General features: G+C 64.4%; 22 protein-coding genes. 11 read left to right on the top strand and 11 right to left on the bottom strand.

The genetic code is table 11. From position 1 onward, the window contains the following. Nucleotides 1-96: 96 nt before the first annotated feature. The 3 genes from hisH to hisB are packed head-to-tail and all read right to left on the bottom strand — an operon-like array spanning nt 97 to nt 1886. Complete coding sequence (gene hisH, locus DY468_RS17410; protein ID WP_164571197.1) at nt 97-747, bottom strand: imidazole glycerol phosphate synthase subunit HisH; 651 nt, start codon at nt 745-747, stop codon at nt 97-99. Next, nucleotides 744-1265 carry a DUF2628 domain-containing protein gene (locus tag DY468_RS17405; RefSeq protein WP_164606052.1) on the bottom strand — a complete coding sequence of 174 codons (522 nt, stop codon included), beginning with the start codon at nt 1263-1265 and terminating at the stop codon, nt 744-746. The genes hisH and DY468_RS17405 overlap by 4 nt, the downstream gene beginning before the upstream one ends. A 27-nt stretch (nt 1266-1292) precedes the next feature. Beyond that, on the bottom strand, nt 1293-1886 hold the full coding sequence (gene hisB / locus DY468_RS17400) for an imidazoleglycerol-phosphate dehydratase HisB (protein ID WP_164606051.1): 594 nt from the start codon (nt 1884-1886) through the stop codon (nt 1293-1295). A gap of 187 nt (nt 1887-2073) precedes the next feature. On the opposite strand from hisB, the gene hslV reads away from it, so the two are divergent. The 3 genes from hslV to hslU are packed head-to-tail and all read left to right on the top strand — an operon-like array spanning nt 2074 to nt 4592. Then, on the top strand, nt 2074-2643 hold the full coding sequence (hslV, locus tag DY468_RS17395; protein ID WP_164606050.1) for an ATP-dependent protease subunit HslV: 570 nt from the start codon (nt 2074-2076) through the stop codon (nt 2641-2643). Further along, nucleotides 2640-3251, top strand: coding sequence for a DUF2585 domain-containing protein (locus tag DY468_RS17390; protein WP_164606049.1), 612 nt, complete (start codon nt 2640-2642; stop codon nt 3249-3251). The genes hslV and DY468_RS17390 overlap by 4 nt, the downstream gene beginning before the upstream one ends. 39 nt (nt 3252-3290) lie before the next feature. After that, nucleotides 3291-4592, top strand: a complete 1302-nt coding sequence (gene hslU / locus DY468_RS17385; RefSeq protein WP_164606048.1) for an ATP-dependent protease ATPase subunit HslU — start codon at nt 3291-3293, stop codon at nt 4590-4592. Between the two features lie 343 nt (nt 4593-4935). On the opposite strand, the gene DY468_RS17380 is transcribed toward hslU, so the two are convergent. Genes DY468_RS17380 through DY468_RS17370 form a run of 3 tightly spaced genes read right to left on the bottom strand, consistent with a single transcriptional unit; the run spans nt 4936 to nt 7710 of the window. Next, nucleotides 4936-5520, bottom strand: a complete 585-nt coding sequence (locus tag DY468_RS17380; RefSeq protein ID WP_164606047.1) for a Smr/MutS family protein — start codon at nt 5518-5520, stop codon at nt 4936-4938. Between the two features lie 5 nt (nt 5521-5525). Then, nucleotides 5526-7025: a murein transglycosylase A gene (gene mltA, locus DY468_RS17375; RefSeq protein WP_164606046.1), complete on the bottom strand. Its 1500-nt coding sequence runs from the start codon at nt 7023-7025 to the stop codon at nt 5526-5528. Then, nucleotides 7003-7710 (bottom strand): Tim44/TimA family putative adaptor protein, encoded by a 708-nt coding sequence (locus tag DY468_RS17370; RefSeq protein ID WP_164606045.1) that lies wholly within the window; start codon nt 7708-7710, stop codon nt 7003-7005. Before DY468_RS17370 ends, mltA begins: the two co-directional genes overlap by 23 nt. Before the next feature lie 464 nt (nt 7711-8174). Between DY468_RS17370 and secB the strand changes: the two genes are divergently transcribed. Next, entirely contained in the window at nt 8175-8654 is a 480-nt protein-coding gene (gene secB / locus DY468_RS17365) for a protein-export chaperone SecB (RefSeq protein WP_164606044.1), read from the top strand. Nucleotides 8655-8823: 169 nt separating this feature from the next. On the opposite strand, the gene dnaQ is transcribed toward secB, so the two are convergent. The 4 genes from dnaQ to DY468_RS17345 form a co-directional block, all read right to left on the bottom strand. After that, on the bottom strand, nt 8824-9522 hold the full coding sequence (gene dnaQ, locus DY468_RS17360; protein WP_164606043.1) for a DNA polymerase III subunit epsilon: 699 nt from the start codon (nt 9520-9522) through the stop codon (nt 8824-8826). 35 nt (nt 9523-9557) lie between these two features. After that, a complete protein-coding gene (coaE, locus tag DY468_RS17355) occupies nt 9558-10157 on the bottom strand; it encodes a dephospho-CoA kinase (protein WP_164606042.1) in 600 nt (199 codons plus the stop codon). A gap of 108 nt (nt 10158-10265) precedes the next feature. Next, nucleotides 10266-10874 carry a Maf family protein gene (locus DY468_RS17350; protein ID WP_164606041.1) on the bottom strand — a complete coding sequence of 203 codons (609 nt, stop codon included), beginning with the start codon at nt 10872-10874 and terminating at the stop codon, nt 10266-10268. Then, nucleotides 10871-11710, bottom strand: a complete 840-nt coding sequence (locus DY468_RS17345; RefSeq protein WP_164606040.1) for a pyruvate, water dikinase regulatory protein — start codon at nt 11708-11710, stop codon at nt 10871-10873. The genes DY468_RS17350 and DY468_RS17345 overlap by 4 nt, the downstream gene beginning before the upstream one ends. Before the next feature lie 454 nt (nt 11711-12164). On the opposite strand from DY468_RS17345, the gene hemJ reads away from it, so the two are divergent. The 7 genes from hemJ (at nt 12165) to DY468_RS17310 (ending at nt 20374) form a co-directional block, all read left to right on the top strand. After that, on the top strand, nt 12165-12605 hold the full coding sequence (gene hemJ / locus DY468_RS17340) for a protoporphyrinogen oxidase HemJ (RefSeq protein WP_164606039.1): 441 nt from the start codon (nt 12165-12167) through the stop codon (nt 12603-12605). 262 nt (nt 12606-12867) lie between these two features. Continuing rightward, a complete protein-coding gene (gene rho, locus DY468_RS17335; protein WP_110787015.1) occupies nt 12868-14133 on the top strand; it encodes a transcription termination factor Rho in 1266 nt (421 codons plus the stop codon). 90 nt (nt 14134-14223) lie between these two features. After that, complete coding sequence (gene mnmE / locus DY468_RS17330; protein WP_164606038.1) at nt 14224-15552, top strand: tRNA uridine-5-carboxymethylaminomethyl(34) synthesis GTPase MnmE; 1329 nt, start codon at nt 14224-14226, stop codon at nt 15550-15552. A gap of 156 nt (nt 15553-15708) precedes the next feature. Further along, nucleotides 15709-17577 (top strand): tRNA uridine-5-carboxymethylaminomethyl(34) synthesis enzyme MnmG, encoded by a 1869-nt coding sequence (gene mnmG, locus DY468_RS17325; RefSeq protein WP_164606037.1) that lies wholly within the window; start codon nt 15709-15711, stop codon nt 17575-17577. A gap of 164 nt (nt 17578-17741) precedes the next feature. Beyond that, nucleotides 17742-18413: a 16S rRNA (guanine(527)-N(7))-methyltransferase RsmG gene (gene rsmG / locus DY468_RS17320; RefSeq protein WP_164606036.1), complete on the top strand. Its 672-nt coding sequence runs from the start codon at nt 17742-17744 to the stop codon at nt 18411-18413. A 21-nt stretch (nt 18414-18434) separates the two neighbouring features. Next, a complete protein-coding gene (locus DY468_RS17315; RefSeq protein ID WP_164606035.1) occupies nt 18435-19289 on the top strand; it encodes a ParA family protein in 855 nt (284 codons plus the stop codon). 194 nt (nt 19290-19483) lie between these two features. Further along, entirely contained in the window at nt 19484-20374 is an 891-nt protein-coding gene (locus tag DY468_RS17310; protein WP_164606034.1) for a ParB/RepB/Spo0J family partition protein, read from the top strand. Between the two features lie 253 nt (nt 20375-20627). On the opposite strand, the gene holA is transcribed toward DY468_RS17310, so the two are convergent. Beyond that, entirely contained in the window at nt 20628-21659 is a 1032-nt protein-coding gene (gene holA, locus DY468_RS17305; protein WP_164606033.1) for a DNA polymerase III subunit delta, read from the bottom strand. Between the last annotated feature and the right edge of the window lie 28 nt (nt 21660-21687).

Below are 21687 nucleotides of genomic sequence, written 5' to 3'. Positions count from 1 at the left end.
CGCCGGACTCGCGGACCCCCCCCCCCCACCCCTCCCCGCAAGGGGGAGGGGAGCTGCGCCGTCGCGCACTCCGGAGCTGAGGCCGCAGGATCATGCTCACGGCTTCCACTTCAAAAAGTTCGAGATCAGCGCCAGGCCGAAGCGCTGGCTCTTCTCGGGGTGAAACTGAGTCCCGATCGCGGTGTCCTTGCCGACGACGGCGGTGACCGGCCCGCCGTAATCGGCGCGCGCCAGCACGTCGCCCTCGTGTTCGGCGGCGAGGTGGAAGGAGTGCACGAAGTAGGCGTGCAGGCCCTTCGAACCGAGCGGGAGCCGATCCAGCACCGGGTGCTCGCGGACCTGATCGAGGGTATTCCAGCCCATATGCGGGATCTTCAGATCCTCGCGGTTGGGCGCGATCTTGACGACGTCACCGGCGATCCAGTTCAGCCCGTCGGTGGTGACGTGCTCCTTGCCGCGGGTCGCCATCAGCTGCATGCCGACGCAGATGCCGAAGAACGGCCGCGCCTTGTCGCGGACGGTCTCGGTCAGGGCCTGGACCATGCCGTCGATCGAATCCAGTCCCTTGCGGCAGTCGGCGAAGGCGCCGACGCCGGGCAGAACGACGCGGTCGGCCCGAAACACCTGGTCCGGATCACGGGTCACCAGGATCGGTTCGGGATTCTCCATGCTCCGCGCCGCACGCTCGAACGCTTTCGCGGCCGAGTGCAGATTGCCGGAGCCGTAATCGATGATCGCAACGCTCATCGCGAACCTCCAGGATTCGGGAACGAGCCGAAGATGTCGCCATGGATCGACGACGCCGGCAGCGGAATGCTGCGCGCCGGCGGCGGCGCGCCGCGGTCGACCGGAAGGGTGAAGCTGATCGGCTGCGGCTGGCCTGCGACCCAGCGATCGAAGAACCGCCGTTCGGCGATCTCGCGGTCCTCGCCGACCGCAACGCCGACCGACTGCCAGCCGCGCCGCGCCAGGGTCCAGCGCCACAGGCTGCCGGCTTCGAGCCCGAGCAGGCATGCCAGCAGCAACGCGACCAAGAACCGAGTACCGCCTCCGGCATGCAGCGCCGTCAGCGCCACCGCGGAGACGCCGATCACCACCAGATAGCCGATCGTTGCCAGCCACAGCCGGCGGTAGACCAGCCAGAACGGGCCGAACACGAAGGCCCAGACATAGAACCCGTCGCGGATGAAGCGAAACTTCTCGGGTTCGGCGCGCTGCAGCTCGTCATCGTCCGCCCGCGGGGCGTGAACAGTAAACACCGGCATGGACTCGTCTCCGCCGCTCGACAACGCTTAGCCGCCGAGCTGCCCCTTGGTCGAAGGCACTTCGCCGGCCGTCTTGGGATCGATCGCGACCGCCGCACGCAGCGCGCGGGCCAATCCCTTGAAGCAGGATTCAGCAATGTGGTGGCTGTTCTCGCCATATAGGGTTTCGACGTGGAGAGTCACGCCCGCGTTGATGGCGAAGGCCTGAAACCACTCCCGAACCAGCTCGGTGTCGAATTCGCCGATCTTGTCGCGCGGGAAGTCGGCCTTGAACACCAGAAAAGGACGGCCCGAGACGTCGATCACCACCCGGGTCAGGGTCTCGTCCATCGGCATGAAGATGCTGGCATAGCGGCTGATGCCCGCCATGTTGCCGAGCGCCTGCTTGACTGCCTGGCCGAGCGCGATGCCGACGTCCTCGGTGGTGTGGTGGAAGTCGACATGGAGGTCGCCCACCGCCTTGACGGTGATGTCGATCCGCGAATGCTTGGCGAGCAGATCGAGCATATGGTCGAAGAAGCCGATTCCGGTGGTGGCGTTGGCCACACCAGTGCCGTCGAGGTCGACCGTGACCTCGATGTCGGTCTCCTTGGTCTTGCGCTTGATCGTCGCCGTGCGCATGAAGCGGGCTCTCCGGTAAAAACGCCGGTCTTTTAACAGGCCGGTGACACCTTCGCTACTGCGCCGGGTGCGGAGCGGGGCCGATCTTCGTCCTATGGTGAGCGGATTGGCCGCCCCGTCGCTGGCCAGCCGGCCGATTGCATCGCCGCCCGGCCGTGCCTAGATCAGCGCTCGCGAAAGGAACTCCATGGCACCTCATAGCTCTTCGGGAGACGCCGGCCCCCCAGTCTGGCACGGCACCACCATTTTGACCGTGCGCAAGGGCGGCAAGGTCGTGATCGGCGGCGACGGCCAGGTCTCGATCGGCCAGACCGTGATCAAGGCCAACGCCAAGAAGGTCCGCAAGCTCGGCAAGGGCGACGTGATCGGCGGCTTCGCCGGCGCCACCGCCGACGCCTTCACACTGTTCGAGCGGCTCGAAGCCAAGCTCGAGCAGTACCCGGGCCAGCTCACCCGCGCGGCGGTCGAACTCGCCAAGGACTGGCGCACCGACCGCTATCTGCGAAGGCTCGAAGCGATGATGATCGTCGCCGACAAGGACGTGTCGTTGGTGCTGACCGGCACCGGCGACGTGCTCGAACCGGAAGCCGGCGTGATGGCGATCGGCTCCGGCGGCAATTATGCGCTGGCGGCCGCGCGCGCACTGGTCGACACCGATCAGGACGCCGAGACCATCGTGCGCAAGTCGCTCGGCATCGCCGCCGACATCTGCGTCTACACCAACGGCAATGTCACGATCGAGACGCTGACTGCATGAGCTGGGCGGGCGCCGAGCGACCGGTGTCGTCCACGGCCGGCTTTCCGGTCCGCTGGGCGCTGGCCGTCGTCCTTGGTCTCTTGGCGCTTCAGGCGACCGCGCTGTTCGCGATGGGCCGGGTGCCGATCTGCGCCTGCGGCACCGTCAAGCTCTGGCACGGCGTGGTGATGAGTTCGGAGAACTCTCAGCACCTGACCGACTGGTACACGTTCTCGCACATCATCCACGGCTTCCTGTTCTATGCCGGCACATGGCTGCTGCTGCGGCGCTGGCCATGGACGGCACGGCTGATCGTCGCGGTGCTGATCGAGGGCGCCTGGGAGCTGACCGAGAATTCGAGCTTCATCATCGAACGCTACCGCGCCGGCACGATCTCGCTCGATTACTACGGCGACAGCATCGTCAATTCGGTCGCCGACACGCTGGCGATGATTGCCGGTTTCCTGCTGGCGTGGCGGCTGCCGATCGCCGCGACCGTCGCGATTGCGGCGCTGTTCGAAGTGCTGGTCGGCCTGCACATCCGCGACAATCTGACCCTCAACATAATCATGCTGATTCATCCGTTCGATGCCATCCGGCACTGGCAGGCGGGCCCACCGATCATCTGACCGCTTGCTCCCTTGTTCGACCGACCCTACGTAGGCCCCATGACCGACTTCTCTCCCCGTGAAATCGTTTCCGAACTCGATCGTTTCATCGTCGGCCAGGCCGACGCCAAGCGCGCGGTCGCCATCGCGCTGCGCAACCGCTGGCGGCGCCTGCAGCTCGAAGGGGCTTTGCGCGAAGAAGTGCTGCCGAAGAACATCCTGATGATCGGCCCGACCGGCGTCGGCAAGACCGAGATCGCGCGGCGGCTCGCCAAGCTCGCGGGCGCACCGTTCCTCAAGGTCGAGGCGACCAAGTTCACCGAGGTCGGCTATGTCGGCCGCGACGTCGAACAGATCATCCGCGATCTTGTCGAAGTCGCGATCGCGCAAGTGCGCGAGAAGAAGCGCAAGGACGTGCAGGCGCGCGCCCAGGTCGCCGCCGAAGAGCGCGTGCTCGATGCGCTGGTCGGGCCCGGTTCGGGTCCGGCGACGCGGGACTCGTTCCGCAAGAAGCTGCGGGCCGGCGAACTCAACGACAAGGAAATCGAGATCGAGACCCAGGCCGGTGCCGGCTCGCCGATGCTCGAAATTCCCGGCATGCCGGGCGCCCAGATCGGGGCGATCTCGCTCGGCGATATCTTCGGTAAGATGGGCGGCCGCACCAAGACCCGGCGGCTGACGGTGGCCGACTCGCACGAAATCCTGGTCAATGAGGAAGCCGACAAGCTGCTCGACACCGACCAGCTGGTGCAGGAAGCCATCGCCGCGGTCGAGAACAACGGCATCGTGTTTCTGGACGAGATCGACAAGATCTGCGTCCGCGACGGACGCAGCCGCGGCGAAGTCTCGCGCGAAGGCGTGCAGCGCGATCTGTTGCCGCTGATCGAAGGCACCACGGTGTCGACCAAGCACGGCGCGGTGAAGACCGAGCACATCCTGTTCATCGCCTCCGGCGCCTTCCACATCGCCAAGCCTTCGGATCTTTTGCCCGAGCTGCAGGGCCGGCTGCCGATCCGCGTCGAGCTGAATGCACTGAGCCGCGACGACATGCGCCGGATCCTGACCGAGCCGGAAGCCTCGCTGATCAAGCAGTACGTGGCGCTGATGAAGACCGAGGGCGTGACGCTGGACTTCTCCGACGACGCGATCGACGCGCTGGCCGATGTCGCGGTGGCGGTGAACTCGACGGTCGAGAACATCGGCGCGCGCCGGCTGCAGACAGTGATGGAGCGCGTCCTCGACGAGATCTCCTTCGTCGCCCCCGACCGCCACGGCGAGACTTTCCGGGTCGACGCGGACTACGTGAAGACCAATGTCGGGGATCTGGCCAAGAATACGGATTTGAGCCGGTTTATCTTGTGAGCGGCCGGTTTGTTGGCGGCTCCTGGTCACCGTCCGTTAAGACCAAGTAGTCTGAGGACGGCACGTATCCTCATACCCAGACGTCATGCGCGGGCTTGACCCGCGCATCCATCCTTTTCGCGAGATGATGGATTGCCGGGTCAAGCCCGGCAATGACGGGCGTGGAATACTGATACTTCGCGGCTCATCATGGGCCACTGCCCCACCTTCCAAGGTCATCGCCCGGCTCGTCCGGGCGACCCAGTATCGCAGAGCGTCTGCGTCCAAGTAACAACCTCTCTGGGATACTGGATCACCCGCATGCGCGGGTGATGACGGTGGATGTTGCTGATGGGGCGGCTAACTAACCGCGCGCCCGTCTCACCCGCACGTACAACGCGCCTTCGCCGCCGTGGCCGATGTGGGCTTCGTCGAAGCCGACCACGTAGGCGCGGAATTCGGGGAGGGCGAGCCATTGCGGCACCTGGCGGCGCAGCACGCCGCGTTCGGTATCGCCGCTTTTGCCCTTACCGGTGATCACCAGTACGAAGCCGAGCCCGTCATGACTGGCGCGCTGCAGGAAATACAGCAGCGCGTGATGCGCGCGGGCCTGGGTCATGCCGTGCAGATCGATCCGCGCATCGATGTCCTTGCGGCCGCGCGACAGATGCGCCCGTTCGCGGCGGCCCAGCGTGGCCAGCGGCGGCGGGGCGGTGGGGAGCGATGGTTTCGCGGCACGTTTGAGCGGTTGCGGCGGCGCCGCCGGCGCCGGCTTGATCGCGGGTGCAGGGATCTGCGGATCGGCAATCTCGACCTTGATCAGCCGCGACCGGCCGCGCAGCGGCTTGATCTGACGGGCCACGCCGTCCCACAGCGCCCGCTCGTCCTCGGTCAGACTCCGCTTGCGGCGCGACATCGGCGGGTCGAGCGGCGGAATGATGCGTTTCATTGAAGTCAGCGGGAGTAGCGATGGTGCCGGTGGCGGTGAGACCGATGGCGTTGACCGGGCGGCCGGGACGACGCTGCGGCCGGACGAGCATCCGGTGTCGGGACGACGTTGGAGGCTCCGTCTCTACCACCAGATTTCGAGGCCGTCGCTGAGGGTTTTTTGGTGTTGGCCGGCGGTCGCGGCTCGGGCGGCGGCAGGCTGCGAGCGCGCGCGACGGGATCGATGCCCTTCGGCACCAGCATGACGAACGCCATCGGGTTGCGAATCCGGCCGGCGACTGCGCCGGCTTCCGCACCGGCGCCGAAATACAGATCGGCCCGTGCCGGGCCGACGATCGCCGACCCGGTGTCCTGGCCGATCATCAGCCGCCGAAACGGCGTCTTCGCAGTCGGGGATTCGATCGGAAGATCGCCGGCGATGAAGAACGGCGTTCCATAGACGTGCAGCGCCTTGTCGACCGCGATCGAGCGCCCCGGGGTCAGTGGCACACCCTGGGCGCCGATCGCTTCGTCGTCGTCCTTCAGCTCGACCTTGCGGAAGAACACATAGGAGCGATTCGCCCGCCGCAGCTCCTTGGCGCCGTCGGGGTTCGCATCCATCCACTCCCGGATCCGGTGCATCGACATTTCTTCCCGCGGGATGATGCCGCGCTCGATCAGGATGCGACCGACCGGGGTGTAGGGAAAGCCGTTGTGGGCGTCGTAATTGATGCGAACCACCCGGCCGTCCGGCAGCCTGATCCGCGCCGAGCCCTGGATCTGCGCGAACAACAGATCGGTCTGGCTCTTCAGCCAGCAGATCTCCAACCCCCGGCCATCGATCGCGCCGTCTTCGATCTGAGCACGATCGTAATACGGCACCAGCTTGCGCCGGCCGATCTTGCGATACACCGGCCCGCCGTTCGGCAGCGCCGCATCCTGCTTGTAGCCGCGCACGAACAGGTTCGACGGCCGGCGATAGACCGGCACCGTGTAGTCGTCGGTCTTGACCGGGGAGCCGTCGATCACCGGCTCGTAGTAACCGGTGACGAAACCTTGCGGCTCACCGAGCCGCGAAATCTGCAGGGGAACGAAGTGCTGTTCGAAAAATGCGCGGGCCTCGGTCGCCGTCGTCGGATGCGCGGAGCGCGCCGCATGGCACGGCTCCCACAACGAGCCGCCGAGCGGTTTGTCGTTCGATCGCGCCGGGCCGCCGGCCAGAATCGGGCGGCAACTCACCCGAAAGGTTTTCAGCGCCGCCAGCTGATCATCGGAGTCCCAGCCGGGAATGTCCGACCAGGCGACCGGCAGATATTGGCCGCCGGGAATTTCCAGCGGCCACTGCGGATGCCGGTAGCGCGCATGATGTTCGGCAAATTTGGAAACTGATCGGGCGCCGGAATAATGATGATGCCGGCTGCGCGCATCGGCGTCTCCGGGCGCAACCAACAGCGCGGCTGCGAGCACGCAGCCGGCAAGAGCGGCGCGGCCGGCGCCGCGCCGGTCAGGTGGCGCTGCCGGTCCCAACCAGCTTCCAGTTCGGATCGCGAGAGCTCGTGTCGCGCGCGAAAGTCCAGACGTCGGTGATGTCGGCGACCTTGTCGGGCGAGCCGTCGACCACCGCACCGGTCTTGTCGCGGGTCGCGGATATCATCTGCGACACGAATTTCAACGTCAGCATGGCAGTGCGATCCCGCACCTCCGCGCTGATCATCTCGGCCTTTTCGATCGCCACGAAGCGTGTCTCGACCTTGAGGTCGTTCTTTTCGCGATCCTTGATGGCCGCATCGAAGCTGTCATAGACGTCGCTCGACAGCAGATCGCGCAGCGAGCGACGGTCGCCGTTGGCAAACGCCATCACGATCATCTCATACGCGCTCTTGGCGCCGGTGATGAAATGCTGCGCATCGAACGAGGAATCGAGCCGCGCAATGGCATTGAGGCCGTGCTCGAGTTCAGAGTCCGGCTCGGCAATCCCCTTCCAGCGATCCGAGGGCGGCGCCACGTCAGCGTTCGGTCCCATCGGCGCCGGATCGATCACGGTGCCGGGCATCGAGATCACATTGGAATCCTGCTTGCCGGGCATCATGTCGCGCGCCGCGGCGCGATCGAACGGTGGACGTTCGTTGCCGGTGCGCTGGCCAAGCACGTTGCGCAGACGCAGGAAGATGAACACCGCGAGCGCCAGGAAGATGATGGTGTAAATATCCACGTCGCATTCACTTTCTGATCGGGCCGGGGCGAGCCGGCGCGGCTTGCGTGTTCCGGCGTTGCAGCACCCACGCGGGACGGCGAAGCCGGTTTTCACCATGTAAGCATCAACCGCGCCGCGCCAATGGCGCGTTTTGGCACAGTCGCCGGGGTTGGCAAGACCGGGCCAGCAGCCTGGAGCCTATATTGTGGCAAGTCTACGCGTTTCGCGCCCCGTCGGAAACCGGGGACGGCGAGGAACCTGACCGTCCGGGGGTTAACGAGCGCTTGCCAGGCTGACGAAGAGATGTGGATAGGGGCCCGCCGGTATCGCGCGCCCGTTTGGGTCCTCGCGGCCGATGCATCCGTCTACCTTGTGGAACGCGGCGGGCGTATGATAGCCACTCGCCAAAGCACCTGCCCATTGTTGCGACGCCGGCTCCAAGCCGGCTTTCGCTCCAGAATCCGCTTCCAGGAGAACCATCGATGACCAACGGTAACGGCACGCCTCCCGAGGGTGCTCCTCCGCAGCTCAATGTGCTGGCGCAATACACCAAGGATCTGTCGTTCGAGAACCCGAACGCCCCGGCATCGCTCGCTCCGCAGCAGCAGCAGCCGGCGATCAACATTCAGATCAATGTCGGCGCCAACAACGTCGCCGAGAACGAATATGAAGTGACGCTGTCGATCGACGGCAAGGCCGAGTCCGGCAGCAGCGTGCTGTTCAGCTTCGAACTGGCCTATGCGGGCGTGTTCCGGGTGCTCAACGTGCCGCAGGAAAATCTGCATCCGCTGATCATGATCGAATGCCCGCGGCTGTTGTTCCCGTTTGCCCGCGAGATCATCGCCAGCGCGGTCCGCGATGGCGGTTTCCCGCCGCTGATGCTCGATCCGGTCGATTTCGTCGGTCTGTATCGCCAGAATCTCGAGCGTCAGTCCGAGCAGCAGCAGGTCCGTCCGAGCTGAGCCGCTCAGGACCTTCTCGCACTTAATCTGTAGAGCTCCGGCGCTGTTCGATCAGAGCCGGAGCTCTGTTTTTTTGATCCGTTTTTCACCCGTACCGGTAACGGTGTGGCGCGATATGCCCCGATGCCCGGCCACATGCGCCGGGCACTGTCGTGTTGGTCGTGACCGATCAGGCGCCAGTCGGGAGGTATTCGGCCCAGATCGCCTTGTCGCCCATGGTGGCAATGAAGGCGCGGTGAGCCTCGAGATCGGCCTCGGTGACCCGGTTGGGGAGCGGCGACGGCCGCTGCCGTCTGCGACTTTCGTTCGCAACGCCAACCACTTCGACCGGCACATCGGCGAGGATGAGCTGCGACTGCCGTGCGCCGATCAGATCGATATAGACCTCGGCCAGCAGCTCGGCGTCGAGCAACGCGCCGTGCTTGGTGCGGCGCGAATTGTCGATCGCGTAACGCGAACAGAGGTCGTCGAGCCGGTTCGACACGCCCGGATGCTTGCGCCGGGCCAGCAGCAGCGTATCCACCAGCCGGTCGCGCGCCACCGGGGGTCGTGACAGCCTCGACAATTCGGCATTGATGAAGCCGATGTCGAACGAAGCGTTGTGAATCACCAACGGATCGTCGCCGATGAATTCAAGGAACTCGTCGGCCACCTGAGCGAACAACGGCTTGTCGGCGAGAAATTCGCTCGACAGGCCATGCACCGCGAAGGCTTCGGCCGGCATATCGCGTTCGGGATTGATGTAGCGGTGATAGGTCCGACCGGTCGGCATCCGATTGAAGATCTCGACGCAGCCGATTTCGACCAGCCGATCGCCGCGCAGCGGATCGAGGCCGGTGGTTTCGGTATCGAGGACGATCTCACGCATTGCTTCTGATCAGACCATATCGACTGCCGGACGAATCAGTCGCGCCGACGCGGCATTTTAGCAGCGGCGTCGAGAATTTCGCGGATCTGCAGACGCACCGGGTCCAGTCCGTTCGAAGTATCCACGACGAAATCCGCACGCTTGCGCTTTTCGGCATCGGGCATCTGCCGGGCCAGAATCGCATCGAGCTTGTCCGGGGTCATGTTGTCGCGGGCCAGAATCCGTTCGCGCTGCACCTCCGGCGAGGTCGTCACCACCACCACGGCATCGACGCGTTTTTCGCCGCCGGTCTCGAACAGCAGCGGCACATCGACCACAGCAACTGCAGCGCCGGATGATTCGGCATCGTCGAGAAATTGCTGATGATGGGCACGCAGCATCGGATGAACGATCTTTTCGAGTCGATGCATCGCCTCCGGATCGTGCACCACTTTCGCCGACAACAGCGCGCGATCGACCTTGCCGCCGACCGTGGTGCCGGGAAACGCCGCCTCGATCGCCGGCACGGCCTCGTTCTCGTAGATCTTATGCACGGTGGCGTCGGCGTCATAGACCGGTACGCCGGCTTCGGCGAACAGCTTGGCGGTGGTCGATTTGCCCATTCCGATTGAACCGGTCAGTCCGAGCACCAGCATTCCGTCCCCTCCGTCTTTTTCGTCCGCGCGAGACATTTCAGATCCGATCAGATCCGAGAGTGATCGGCCCTGAAGCCTGTTGTTGTTTTGACGCGCAGCGCCAGCGAGCTAGACCGCCAACAGGTTCTGGCTACGCAGAAAACCGAGCAGGGGCAACAGCGGCAGGCCCAGGATGGTGAAATGATCGCCATGGATGCCGTCGAACAGATGCACGCCGAGACCTTCGACCTGATAGGCGCCGACGCTGGTGGTCGCCTTGTCGCCGACGACGTCGAGATAGGCGTCGATCTCGGCTTCGGTCAGCGGCCGCATCGTCATCCGTGCGATCGAGACGTCGGCGAACAGCGTGATGCCGTTGCGAACCACGGCGATTGCCGAGTGCAATTCATGCCGGCGGCCGGCAAGCTCGCGGAGCTGCTTGGCGGCTGCCGCGCGATCGGCCGGCTTGTTGAAGCCCCGAGCCCCGAGCGCCAGCGTCTGGTCGGCGCCGAGCACCAGGCGACCGGGATGATGATTGCTGACGAAGGCCGCCTTCTGGGTGGCCAGCAGCGCAGCGATCTCACCCGGCGCGCTGAGGCCGGACGCCTCCGCGATCCCGCGTTCGTCGATGTCGGCGGGAATCGCATCGAACGGAATTCCGGCATTGGCGAGCACAGTCTTCCGGGCGCTGCTTTGCGAAGCCAGCACAAGCGGCTGCGGCCCGAGCCACAGCGTCATTCCGGCACCCTTTGGCGCTGCCGGTCGGCGAGCAATTTCATGATCGCCGCTGCGGTCTCCTCGATCGACCGGCGGGTGACGTCGAGCAGCGACCAGCCGTATTTGGCGCTGAGCTTGCGCGCCAGCAGCACCTCGTCGGTGACTGCCTGGCGATCGATATAAGAGTCGTTGCCGGTGCCGGCGCCGAGGCTGAGCAGCCGGTTCTGCCGGACCTGAATCAGCCGTTCCGGCGAGGCATGCAGGCTGACCACCAGCGGCTTCTTCAGTGTTTCGAGCTGATGCGGAATCGGGATGCCGGCGACCAGCGGCACATTCGCGGTGCGGATGCCGCGATTGGCCAGATAGATCGAGGTCGGCGTCTTCGAGGTGCGCGACACCCCGACCAGCACCACGTCGGCTTCTTCCAGACCTTCGACGTGCTGGCCGTCGTCGTGCATCATCGAGTAGTTCAGCGCGTCGATCCGCTGAAAATATTCGGCGTTCAGGGTGTGCTGCGCACCGACACGGCCTGTGGTCGAGGCGCCCAGATAGGCCTCGAACAATTGCATCACCGGGCCGATGATCGACAGACTCGGGCTGTTGATCTCTTGGCACTTTGCCTCGAGCCGGTTGACCAGCTCGGTTTCCAGCAGCGTGAACAGCACGATGCCGGGCGCCTCCTCGATCTCCTGCAACACGCGATCGAGCTGCTTCTGGCTGCGCACCAGCGGATAGACGTGTTCGACCGGCGTGACGTTGGCGTATTGCGCCGTGACCGCCCGCGACACCGTGATCAAGGTTTCGCCGGTCGAGTCGGAGACCAGATGAAGATGAAAATAGCTGCCGTCGGTCAGCATCGTGGCCCTGTGTAACCTGTGAACAACGGGGCGAGAACCACACCAAACCGGGGCCGCGGTCGTCGCAGTCGGGATAACCCGGCTTTTTCTTCACAGGGGTCGGATGAGAAGAGCATTTCGGGGTCGTGATGAGGTTAGCGGGTGAATGTGGATTTGTCTCTCGGTAATGCGGCGACGATCCGGCGCAACGCCCTGATCTTGCAACAGCTCATCGAACAGTCGAGCGGCTGGGGATAGATGTTGAGATGTGGGCCGCGACGGAAGAACTCAGGAATGCCGTTGGGTGAGTCAAATCCACGGCCACTTAGACTCAAACCTTAAGAATCTATAAATATTGATTAGAAGGGTGCCGCTTGCGGAAAGCTCTGCATTCGAGCATTCGATCAACGCGCGATGCGGGTCCTGCGTTCCGGATTCAGTTGCAGCTTCGCGGCACAGCGGAATGGAAGATCGAATGATCGAGTGGGTCTATGTCTATCCGTGGGTGAAGACCCTGCACGTCGTGGCAGTGATCTCATGGATGGCCGGCATGCTGTATATGCCGCGGCTGTTCGTCTACCATTGCACCGCCGAGATCGGATCGACGCAGTCCGAGACGTTCAAGGTCATGGAGCGCCGGCTGTACCGTGCGATCATGAATCCGGCCATGATGGTGGCTTGGGTTGCCGGTCTGGCGATTGCCTGGGAGCAGGGCTATTTTGCGTCGGGCTGGTTTCACGCCAAACTGGCTGCGGTCGTGCTGATGACCGTGATCCATGTGATGCTGGGTCGCTACGTCCGCGATTTCGCCGCCGATCGGAATACGCGATCTCATAAATTCTATCGTGTAATCAATGAGATACCGACTCTTCTGATGGTCGCCGCAGTGATCTTTGTGATCGTCAAACCGTTCTGACGGCATGAAACGAACGGTGCTGTGCCGATCGTCTTGCGTCGATGCGACGGATTTTCTATAGTGGAGTCGTCCCACCTAAAGCAGGCGAATGTGGTTGCGATCTGGTTCCGTTAGAGCCGGCCGCCGCACCGGGTTTGAAGCCTCCCGCACCTTCCTTGCTCAAGACGCCGTCGATCTGAAGACCTGCGGACCTCCGGTTATTTCCTTCCGCTCCTTCTTCCGCTGACGATTCCCCCAGTCTCGTTTCCACAGGACCACCCCCATGCGGGAAATCAAACTTCAAGACTTGAAGGCCAAGACGCCGGCCGAGCTCGTTTCGTTTTCGGAAGAACTCGGGGTCGAGAACGCCAGCACGATGCGCAAGCAGGAGCTGATGTTCGCCTGCCTGAAGCAATTGTCGGCGAAAGAAACCGACATCATCGGCGAGGGCGTCGTTGAGGTCCTATCTGACGGCTTCGGATTCTTGCGGTCGCCGGACGCGAACTACCTTCCCGGTCCGGACGACATCTACGTGTCGCCTTCGCAAATCCGCCGGTTTGGTCTGCGCACCGGCGATACCATCGAGGGCCACATCCGCAGCCCGAAGGAAGGCGAACGCTATTTCGCGCTGCTGAAGGTCAACACGCTCAACTTCGAAGATCCGGAAAAGTCCCGGCACAAGGTCAATTTCGACAACCTGACGCCGCTGTTTCCCGATGAACGTTTCCGGCTCGAGATCGACGACCCGACCCGTAAGGATCTGTCGGCCCGGGTGATCGACATCGTGGCCCCGATCGGTAAGGGCCAACGTGCGCTGATCGTCGCGCCGCCGCGCACCGGTAAAACCGTGCTGATGCAGAACATCGCACACTCGATCACGGCGAACCATCCTGAGTGCTATTTGATCGTGTTGCTGATCGACGAGCGGCCCGAAGAAGTCACCGACATGCAGCGCTCGGTGAAGGGTGAGGTGATCTCCTCGACCTTCGACGAGCCGGCGGTTCGCCACGTTCAGGTCGCCGAGATGGTGATCGAAAAGGCCAAGCGCCTGGTCGAACACGGCCGTGACGTCGTCATCCTGCTGGACTCGATCACCCGCCTCGGCCGCGCCTACAACACGGTGGTGCCGTCTTCGGGTAAGGTGCTGACCGGCGGTGTCGACGCCAACGCGCTGCAGCGGCCGAAGCGGTTCTTCGGCGCCGCCCGCAACATCGAAGAGGGCGGATCGCTCACCATCATCGCCACCGCGCTGGTCGATACCGGCTCGCGCATGGACGAAGTGATCTTCGAAGAGTTCAAGGGCACCGGCAACTCGGAGCTGATCCTCGACCGCAAGGTCGCCGACAAGCGCACCTTCCCGGCCATCGACATCTCGCGCTCCGGCACCCGCAAGGAAGAGCTGATCACCGATCCGCAGCTCCTCAAGAAGATGTACGTGCTGCGCCGTATCCTCAATCCGATGGGGACCATGGATGCGATCGAGTTCCTGCTCGACAAGCTGCGCAACACCAAGAACAACTCGGAATTCTTCGACTCGATGAACACCTGAGCGAGTTGGAGACAGGAGCTAGCGAGGGCGTCCCGATCGGGGCGCCCTTTTTGTTTGCGTTCGCAACGGCGCCTCGGCAAGACAGCGGCCATGCATCCGAGCGACCAGACCATCTTTGCCCTCGCGACCGGGCCGCTGCCGTCCGCGATTGCGATCGTTCGGATATCCGGGCCGCAGGCGGGCGACGTGCTGACAGCCCTGGCGGGGAGACGACCGCCGCCGCGACGGGCGATGCGCTGTGATCTTCGGGATGCAGCCGGCGATAAGATCGACGATGGGGTGGTGCTCTGGTTCCCGGGGCCAGCCTCGGCCACCGGTGAGAACGTTGCCGAGCTGCACATCCACGGCAGCCGGGCGGTCGCGGCGGCGCTGATCAAGACCTTGTCGGAACTCGAAGGTGTCCGACTGGCCGAGCCGGGCGAATTCACCCGCCGCGCGTTCGAGAACGGCAAGCTCGACCTGACCGAAGCCGAAGGTCTCGACGACCTGATCCATGCCGATACGGACGCTCAGCGTCGTCAGGCACTGCGCCAGCTCGGCGGGATTCTGGGCGATAGAGCAAGGCGCTGGCGCGACCAGATCATCGAAGCACTGGCTCTGGTCGAAGCCGGGATCGATTTTTCCGACGAAGGCGACGTGGCGGACGAATTGATGGCGCCGGCGCGGGCGAAAATCGCGGCGCTGTCTGGCGAGATTGCTGCGGTGTTGGCCGAGCAGGGGCGCAGCGAACGGCTTCGCGATGGGATGGTGGTGGCGATTGCCGGCGTGCCGAACGTCGGCAAGTCCACTCTGGTCAATCGCCTGGCGCGGCGTGAAGTGGCGATCGTCTCGCCGCATGCCGGCACGACCCGGGATGTGATCGAGGTGCAGCTCGATCTCGATGGCTATCCGGTGACGGTCATCGACACCGCCGGTCTCCGCGACAGCGATGATCCGGTCGAGCAGGAGGGCGTGAGGCGCGCCCGGTCGCGGGCTGCGGCGGCCGATCTGGTGTTGTGGGTGAGCGCGACGGCGGATGCGTCCTGTCCGGATGTCGCTGGTCCGGTCGTCTGGCGTGTGCGCAACAAGATCGACCTCTTCGGGACGAGCGAGGAAACGGAGTTGCGATCCTCCGGCGCCGATTTCTGGATTTCGGCGACGACGGGCGAGGGTTTTGGCGACTTGCTGCGCGAAATGTCACGCTTTGCGGCGCAATATTTCGGCCACGCGGAGGCGGGACTGATCACCCGGGACCGGCATCGCGCTCTGCTGGCCGATGCCGCTGCGGCGCTGGGACGGAGCATGGCTCCGGGTCTGGCAGAGGAAATCGTGGCCGAAGAACTTCGGGCCGCGGCTCACAGTCTCGGGCGATTGCTTGGCCGTGTGGACGTCGAAGACGTGCTCGGCGAGATCTTCAGCCGGTTCTGCATTGGTAAATAGACCGCCGAAGGGCGGCTGGCCGGTAAGGACTGGTTAACCACGACCGCATCCGGTGCCCGGGCTGTTTCACGTGAAACAATGCGGTGAGGTTTGTGCGGTATCGAGATCACAGCAACTCGCCTTCAAAGCTCCCAGGAGCTGAGCTAGAACCCTCGAATGCGCACCTCGTTCGACGTCATTGTTATCGGTGGCGGCCATGCCGGCTGTGAGGCGGCGGCTGCCGCTGCGCGCGCCGGCGCCACCACCGCGTTGGTTACCCATCGCTTTGCCACCGTCGGTGCGATGTCCTGCAATCCCGCGATCGGCGGGCTTGGAAAAGGCCATCTGGTTCGCGAAGTCGACGCGTTGGATGGTCTGATGGGCCGGGTCGCCGATGCCGGCGGCATTCAGTTCCGGATGCTCAACCGGCGCAAGGGGCCAGCCGTCCGCGGTCCCAGAGCCCAGGCCGACCGCAAGCTGTATGCGGCGGCGATGCAGACGGCGATCCGCGCGACCGCGAACCTATCGGTTGTCGAAGGGGAGGCTGACGCGCTGTTGTGGCGCGACGGCCGTGTGACCGGGATCCGTCTCGGTGACGGTCGGGAGTTCACTGCAGGCGCGGTCGTCATCACCACGGGCACGTTTCTGCGCGGCCTGATCCATCTCGGCGAGCGGAGCTGGCCGGCGGGCCGGATCGACGAAGCTCCTGCGCTCGGGCTGTCGGCTTCTTTCGAAGCGCTTGGTTTCACGCTCGGTCGTCTCAAGACCGGGACACCGCCGCGTCTGGATGGCAGGACGATCGATTGGGATGCGGTCGAAATGCAGCCCGGAGACGATCCGGCGGAGCCGTTTTCGGTCCTGACGCCAGCAATCACGACGCCGCAGATCGAATGCGGCATCACCCGAACGATGCCGGCCACCCACGAGGTGATCCGCGCCAATGTGCATCGCTCGCCGATGTATTCCGGCCAGATCCAATCGACGGGACCGCGCTATTGCCCGTCGATCGAGGACAAGATCGTCAAATTCGGAGACCGCGACGGCCACCAGATCTTCCTGGAGCCGGAAGGGCTCGACGATCCGACCGTCTACCCCAACGGGATCTCGACCTCGCTGCCCGAAGAGGTGCAGCGTGCGATCCTGAAGACGATTCCTGGCCTGGAGCGGACCGAGATGTTCCGCCCGGGTTATGCGATCGAGTACGACCACGTCGATCCGCGGGAGTTGGAGCCCACCCTCCAGACGAAGCGTGTGCGTGGGTTGTTTCTGGCCGGGCAGATCAACGGCACCACCGGTTATGAAGAGGCGGCGGCCCAGGGTCTGGTCGCGGGGCTCAATGCGGCGCTCTTCGCGGGTGGAGGAGATGTTGCGGTGTTTGACCGCGCTGACGGCTACCTCGGCGTGATGATCGACGATCTGGTGACCCGCGGCATCACCGAGCCGTACCGGATGTTCACCTCCCGGGCCGAGTATCGCCTGACCCTGCGGGCCGACAATGCCGACCAGCGTCTCACCGACAAGGGGCTGGCGCTCGGCTGCGTCGGCGCAGAGCGGGCGGCGTTCCATCGTCACAAGATGGCAGCGCTTCAGGACGCCAAAGCGCTGGCCCAGTCGTTGTCGATCACCCCGAACGAGGCCGGCAAGCACGGACTGGCCCTGAACCGGGATGGTCAACGGCGCTCGGCGTTCGACCTGCTGTCCTATCCGGAAATCGAATGGAAACTGGTTCAGGCGATCTGGCCGGAACTCGGCCAGGTCGATCCGGGCGTCGCGACGCATGTCGAGATCGACGCGAAGTACCATGTGTATCTCGAACGCCAGACCGCCGACGTCGAGGCGTTTCGGCGCGACGAAAGCCTGCGGCTGAGCGATGTCGATTACGCGTTGGTTCCAGGGCTGTCGAATGAAGCCCGGACGCGGCTGGAGCGGCATCGTCCCCATACGGTGGGGCAGGCTGGACGGCTTGACGGCATCACGCCGGCGGCCCTCGGAATTCTCGCCGCCTATCTGCGACGGGAACAGCGAAAGCGGAAATCGACGGGGTAGGCCGCGCGGTGTTTCACGTGAAACACCCCGTCTTTGAGCTTCATCATGTTTCACGTGAAACTCCAGCCGTCTGCAGATTGATGCCGGATTCGATGGATGGAATCGGTTTGCAAGAATATAATCAAAGTAGGCCCATCGTGGCCGTCTCCCTGCAGTGAAGTTCCATGCAGCGCGCTGCCAGACCTTTCGTTTCAGTCTCCGATCTCGACGCCGATAAAGCGTCGGCGCTGAAGCTCGTCCCGATCTCGCCGGCGCTCGAAGCGAGGCTCGACGCCTATGTCGCGTTGCTGCAGCAATGGCAGGCTAAGACCAATCTGGTCGCGCCGTCGACGCTTCCGCAGCTCTGGACCCGGCATATCGCCGACTCGCTTCAGTTGCTCGGGCTTGTTCCGAACGCGCGGCGGTGGCTCGACTTTGGCTCGGGCGGTGGGTTCCCGGGGATCGTATTGGCCTGTGCCATGGCTGACGTCGGCGGGCATGTCACTCTGGTCGAGCGGATCGCCAAGAAGGCGGCATTTCTGCGCGAGGCGCTTCGGGTCACCGGTGCGCCCGGCTCAGTGATGCTCGCGGACATCGGGGATAACGTGGATAGATTCCCACAGGCGGTCGATTGCATCACCGCGCGTGCGGTCGCTCCGCTACACCAACTCATCGGTTTCGCCCAACCTCTGATGACTTCCGGAACCACCAAGGCGTTGTTCCTGAAGGGTCAAGATGTAGAGGCGGAATTGACTGAAGCTACTAAATATTGGAAAATTCAGCCCAAGCTGCATGCCAGCGTGACCGGTGGCCAAGGCTGGATCGTCGAGATCGACTCCATCGAACGACGCATATAACCGCAAGCCGAAGAACCTGTCATGACCGTGATTGATGATATTTATCAAGAGGATAGGGTGAATTCCGAGCCCGGGCGTCCGCGCATCATCGCGCTCGCCAACCAGAAGGGCGGGGTCGGCAAGACCACCACCGCAATCAATCTCGGCACCGCGCTGGCCGCGATCGGCGAGCGAGTTCTGATCGTCGATCTCGACCCGCAGGGTAACGCCTCGACCGGGCTCGGGATCGATCGCCGCGATCGCAACACCTCGACTTACGACGTGCTGGCCGGCGAGGCGCCGCTGCGCGATGCGGTGGTGGCGACCGCGGTGCCTCGGCTGCACATCGCGGCCTCGACGATGGACCTGTCCGGCCTCGAGCTCGAGCTCGGCAATCGCAGCGACCGCGCGTTCCGGCTGCGCGACGCGATCGGCGTGCTCAACAAGGATATCGATCCGCCGCTCGACTACACCTACGTGCTGATCGACTGCCCGCCGTCGCTCAACCTGCTGACTGTGAATGCGATGGCGGCGGCGGACGCGATCCTGGTGCCGCTGCAGTGCGAGTTCTTCGCCCTCGAAGGTCTGTCGCAGTTGCTGCAGACCGTCGAGCAGGTCCGCACCAATCTCAATCCCGCGCTCACCATCCACGGCATCGTGCTGACGATGTTCGACAGCCGCAACAATCTGTCGAGCCAGGTCGTCGCCGACGTCCGCCAGTTCATGGGCAAGAAGGTCTACGACACCATGATCCCGCGGAACGTGCGGATCTCGGAAGCGCCGAGCTACGGCAAGCCGGTGCTGGTCTACGATCTGAAATGCGTCGGCAGCGAAGCCTATCTGAAGCTCGCGACCGAAGTGATCCAGCGCGAACGCGAGCTTCGCACGGCCCATTGAGGGGCGGACGGCTGAGGGGCGGGCGCCGGACCGCGGTGCTGCAGTCCGTCATAGGACGCGCGGCGAAGCCGTCCGGCGACAGGCGACGAAGACTGGATGGCTTCGTCGGCTTCGCTTCCTCGCAATGACGACGACAACTAACAACTTTGGTTATATCAGTGCGGAGTAGCGACGTGAATCCAAGGGAGCCGGCGATGGCCGATGAGCACCGTTCGCGCCTGGGACGCGGCCTGGCGAGCCTGATTGGCGATGTCGGCGGCGAGTCGGCGCAGGCCGAGCGACCGCGCGCGCAGCGCAAGGTGCCGATCGAATTCATCAAGGCCAACCCGCGCAACCCGCGCCGCACCTTCACCGATGCCGAGCTCGGCGAACTGTCCGACTCGATCAAGCAGCACGGCGTGATCCAGCCGATCGTGGTTCGCCCGGTGAAGGGTGCCGCCGATCGCTACGAAATTATCGCCGGCGAGCGGCGCTGGCGCGCGGCGCAGCGCGCCGGTCTGCACGAAGTGCCGATCGTTCCGGTCGATGTCTCGGACGCGCTGGCGCTCGAAATCGCCATCGTCGAAAACGTGCAGCGCGAGGATCTCAATCCGCTCGAAGAGGCGCTCGGCTATCAGGCGCTCGCGGCCGAGTTCAATCGCAGCCAGGAAGAGATCGCCAAGATCGTCGGCAAGAGCCGCAGCCACGTCGCCAATATGATGCGGCTGATCAAGCTGCCCGACGACGTCAAGTCGCTGATCGCCTCGGGCGAACTCACCGCGGGCCACGCCCGCGCGCTGATCGGTCTGCCCGATCCGTCGGCGATCGCCAAGCGGATCGTCGCCGAAGGTCTCAATGTCCGGCAGACCGAAGCGCTCGCGCACGAAGAAGGCGTGCCGGAGCGCAAGCCGCAGAAGCCGCGCGCCACGGCTGCCGCCAAGTCGGTCAAAGACGCCGACACGGTGGCACTCGAGAAACGTCTCAGCGACGTGCTCGGCATGAAGGTGACGATCGACGACCACGAAGGTGCCGGTGCGGTCCAGATCCGCTACGCCGATCTCGACCAGCTCGACGACATCATCCGCCGGCTCGAGGCGGGCGGTTAGTTCGCGTTGTTCTTGGTCGCCTGAGGCGACGATCTCTCGTTGTCATTCCGGGGCGCGCAGCTACGCTGCGCGAGCCCGGAATCCATAACCACTGCCGTCAATGGTTCGTCATCCACCGCCGTGCGCTCTCACGAGCGCCGGGAGTATGGATTCCGGGCTCGCGCTGCGCGGCGCCCCGGAATGACGAACGAGAGGGGTCTCGTGTGGCGAGCCGGGTGGGCTTCGCTGCGCTCAGCACTACGGATGATACCAACTAACTCCGTCGCCGCGCGCTGACCGCGATCGACAGCAGCGTGCGCTGGGCTATCGCAGCGCCGAGCGTGGCCTGGCGACGGGTTTCGAGTGCGGCGCCGGCGAGCTGCTCGATGATCTGCGCGAGACGTGCGGCGGAGAGATTGCGCAGCGCCGCCTCGGCCGCGGCTTTGCGCGAGAAATGCAGCCGCGGGAATCCTGAATCGAGCACCACGGCGGCCGGCGTGCCGCCTTCGACCACCAGGCTCGTCTTGTGCAGAAACGCCGCGTGGCGCTGCGCCGCCAGGATGATCTGGCCCGGATAGGTGCCGGCCACCATGGCCTTGGCGAACTCAGTCTCGACCACGACCGGCTTGCCCGAGAACGCAGCGTCGACGATCGCGTCGAGCTTGAGATCGGATGCGTCGGACACACAGGTGATCACGTCGTCGAGCGTGACTTCACCTTTGCCGTGCGCGTACAGCGTCAGCTTCCGCAGTTCATTGCGCGAGGCCTGGCGGTCGCCGCCGAGCAGCGTCGTCAGCACCGCCTTCGCATCTTTGGCGATCTGTAGATTCGATCCGCGCAGCTCGTCGTCGATCAGCCGGGCGATGTCGGCTTCGGCGTCCGGGTAGCAGCCGATCGCCACCGCGCCGGTGGTGGCCTTTTCGCAGGCCTTGCGGAGCGCGTTGTCGGGCTTGATGTCGCCGGCCTCGATCACCACCCGGCATTCCTTTGGCGGCGAGGCGATCAGCGCTTCGACGCCGGCGACGAAACTGCGCGAACCGGCGCGAACCCGGATCGCGCGGCGTCCGCCGAACATCGGAATCGCGAGGGCTTCGTCGACCAGACGGGACGGCTCGGACGCGAGTTCGTCGCCGTCGAGCCGAACCAATGCGAATGGATCTTTGGGATCGTCGAGCGAGGCGGCGATCAGCGCATCGGCGCGTTCGCGCACGAGGCCGGCGTCCGGTCCGTACAGCAGCACGATCGGGCGGGCCGCATCGGGCCGGGCCAGAAACGAAGTGGCGTCTTTGCCGCGTAAAGCAACCATCACTCAGCGCCAGAGCCGAACCTGAACC

The organism is Rhodopseudomonas sp. BR0M22 (assembly GCF_010907035.1).
Taxonomy (GTDB): domain Bacteria; phylum Pseudomonadota; class Alphaproteobacteria; order Rhizobiales; family Xanthobacteraceae; genus Rhodopseudomonas.
The sequence above is the reverse complement of the archived record's forward strand: the minus strand, read 5'-3'. Positions and strand labels throughout refer to the sequence as shown.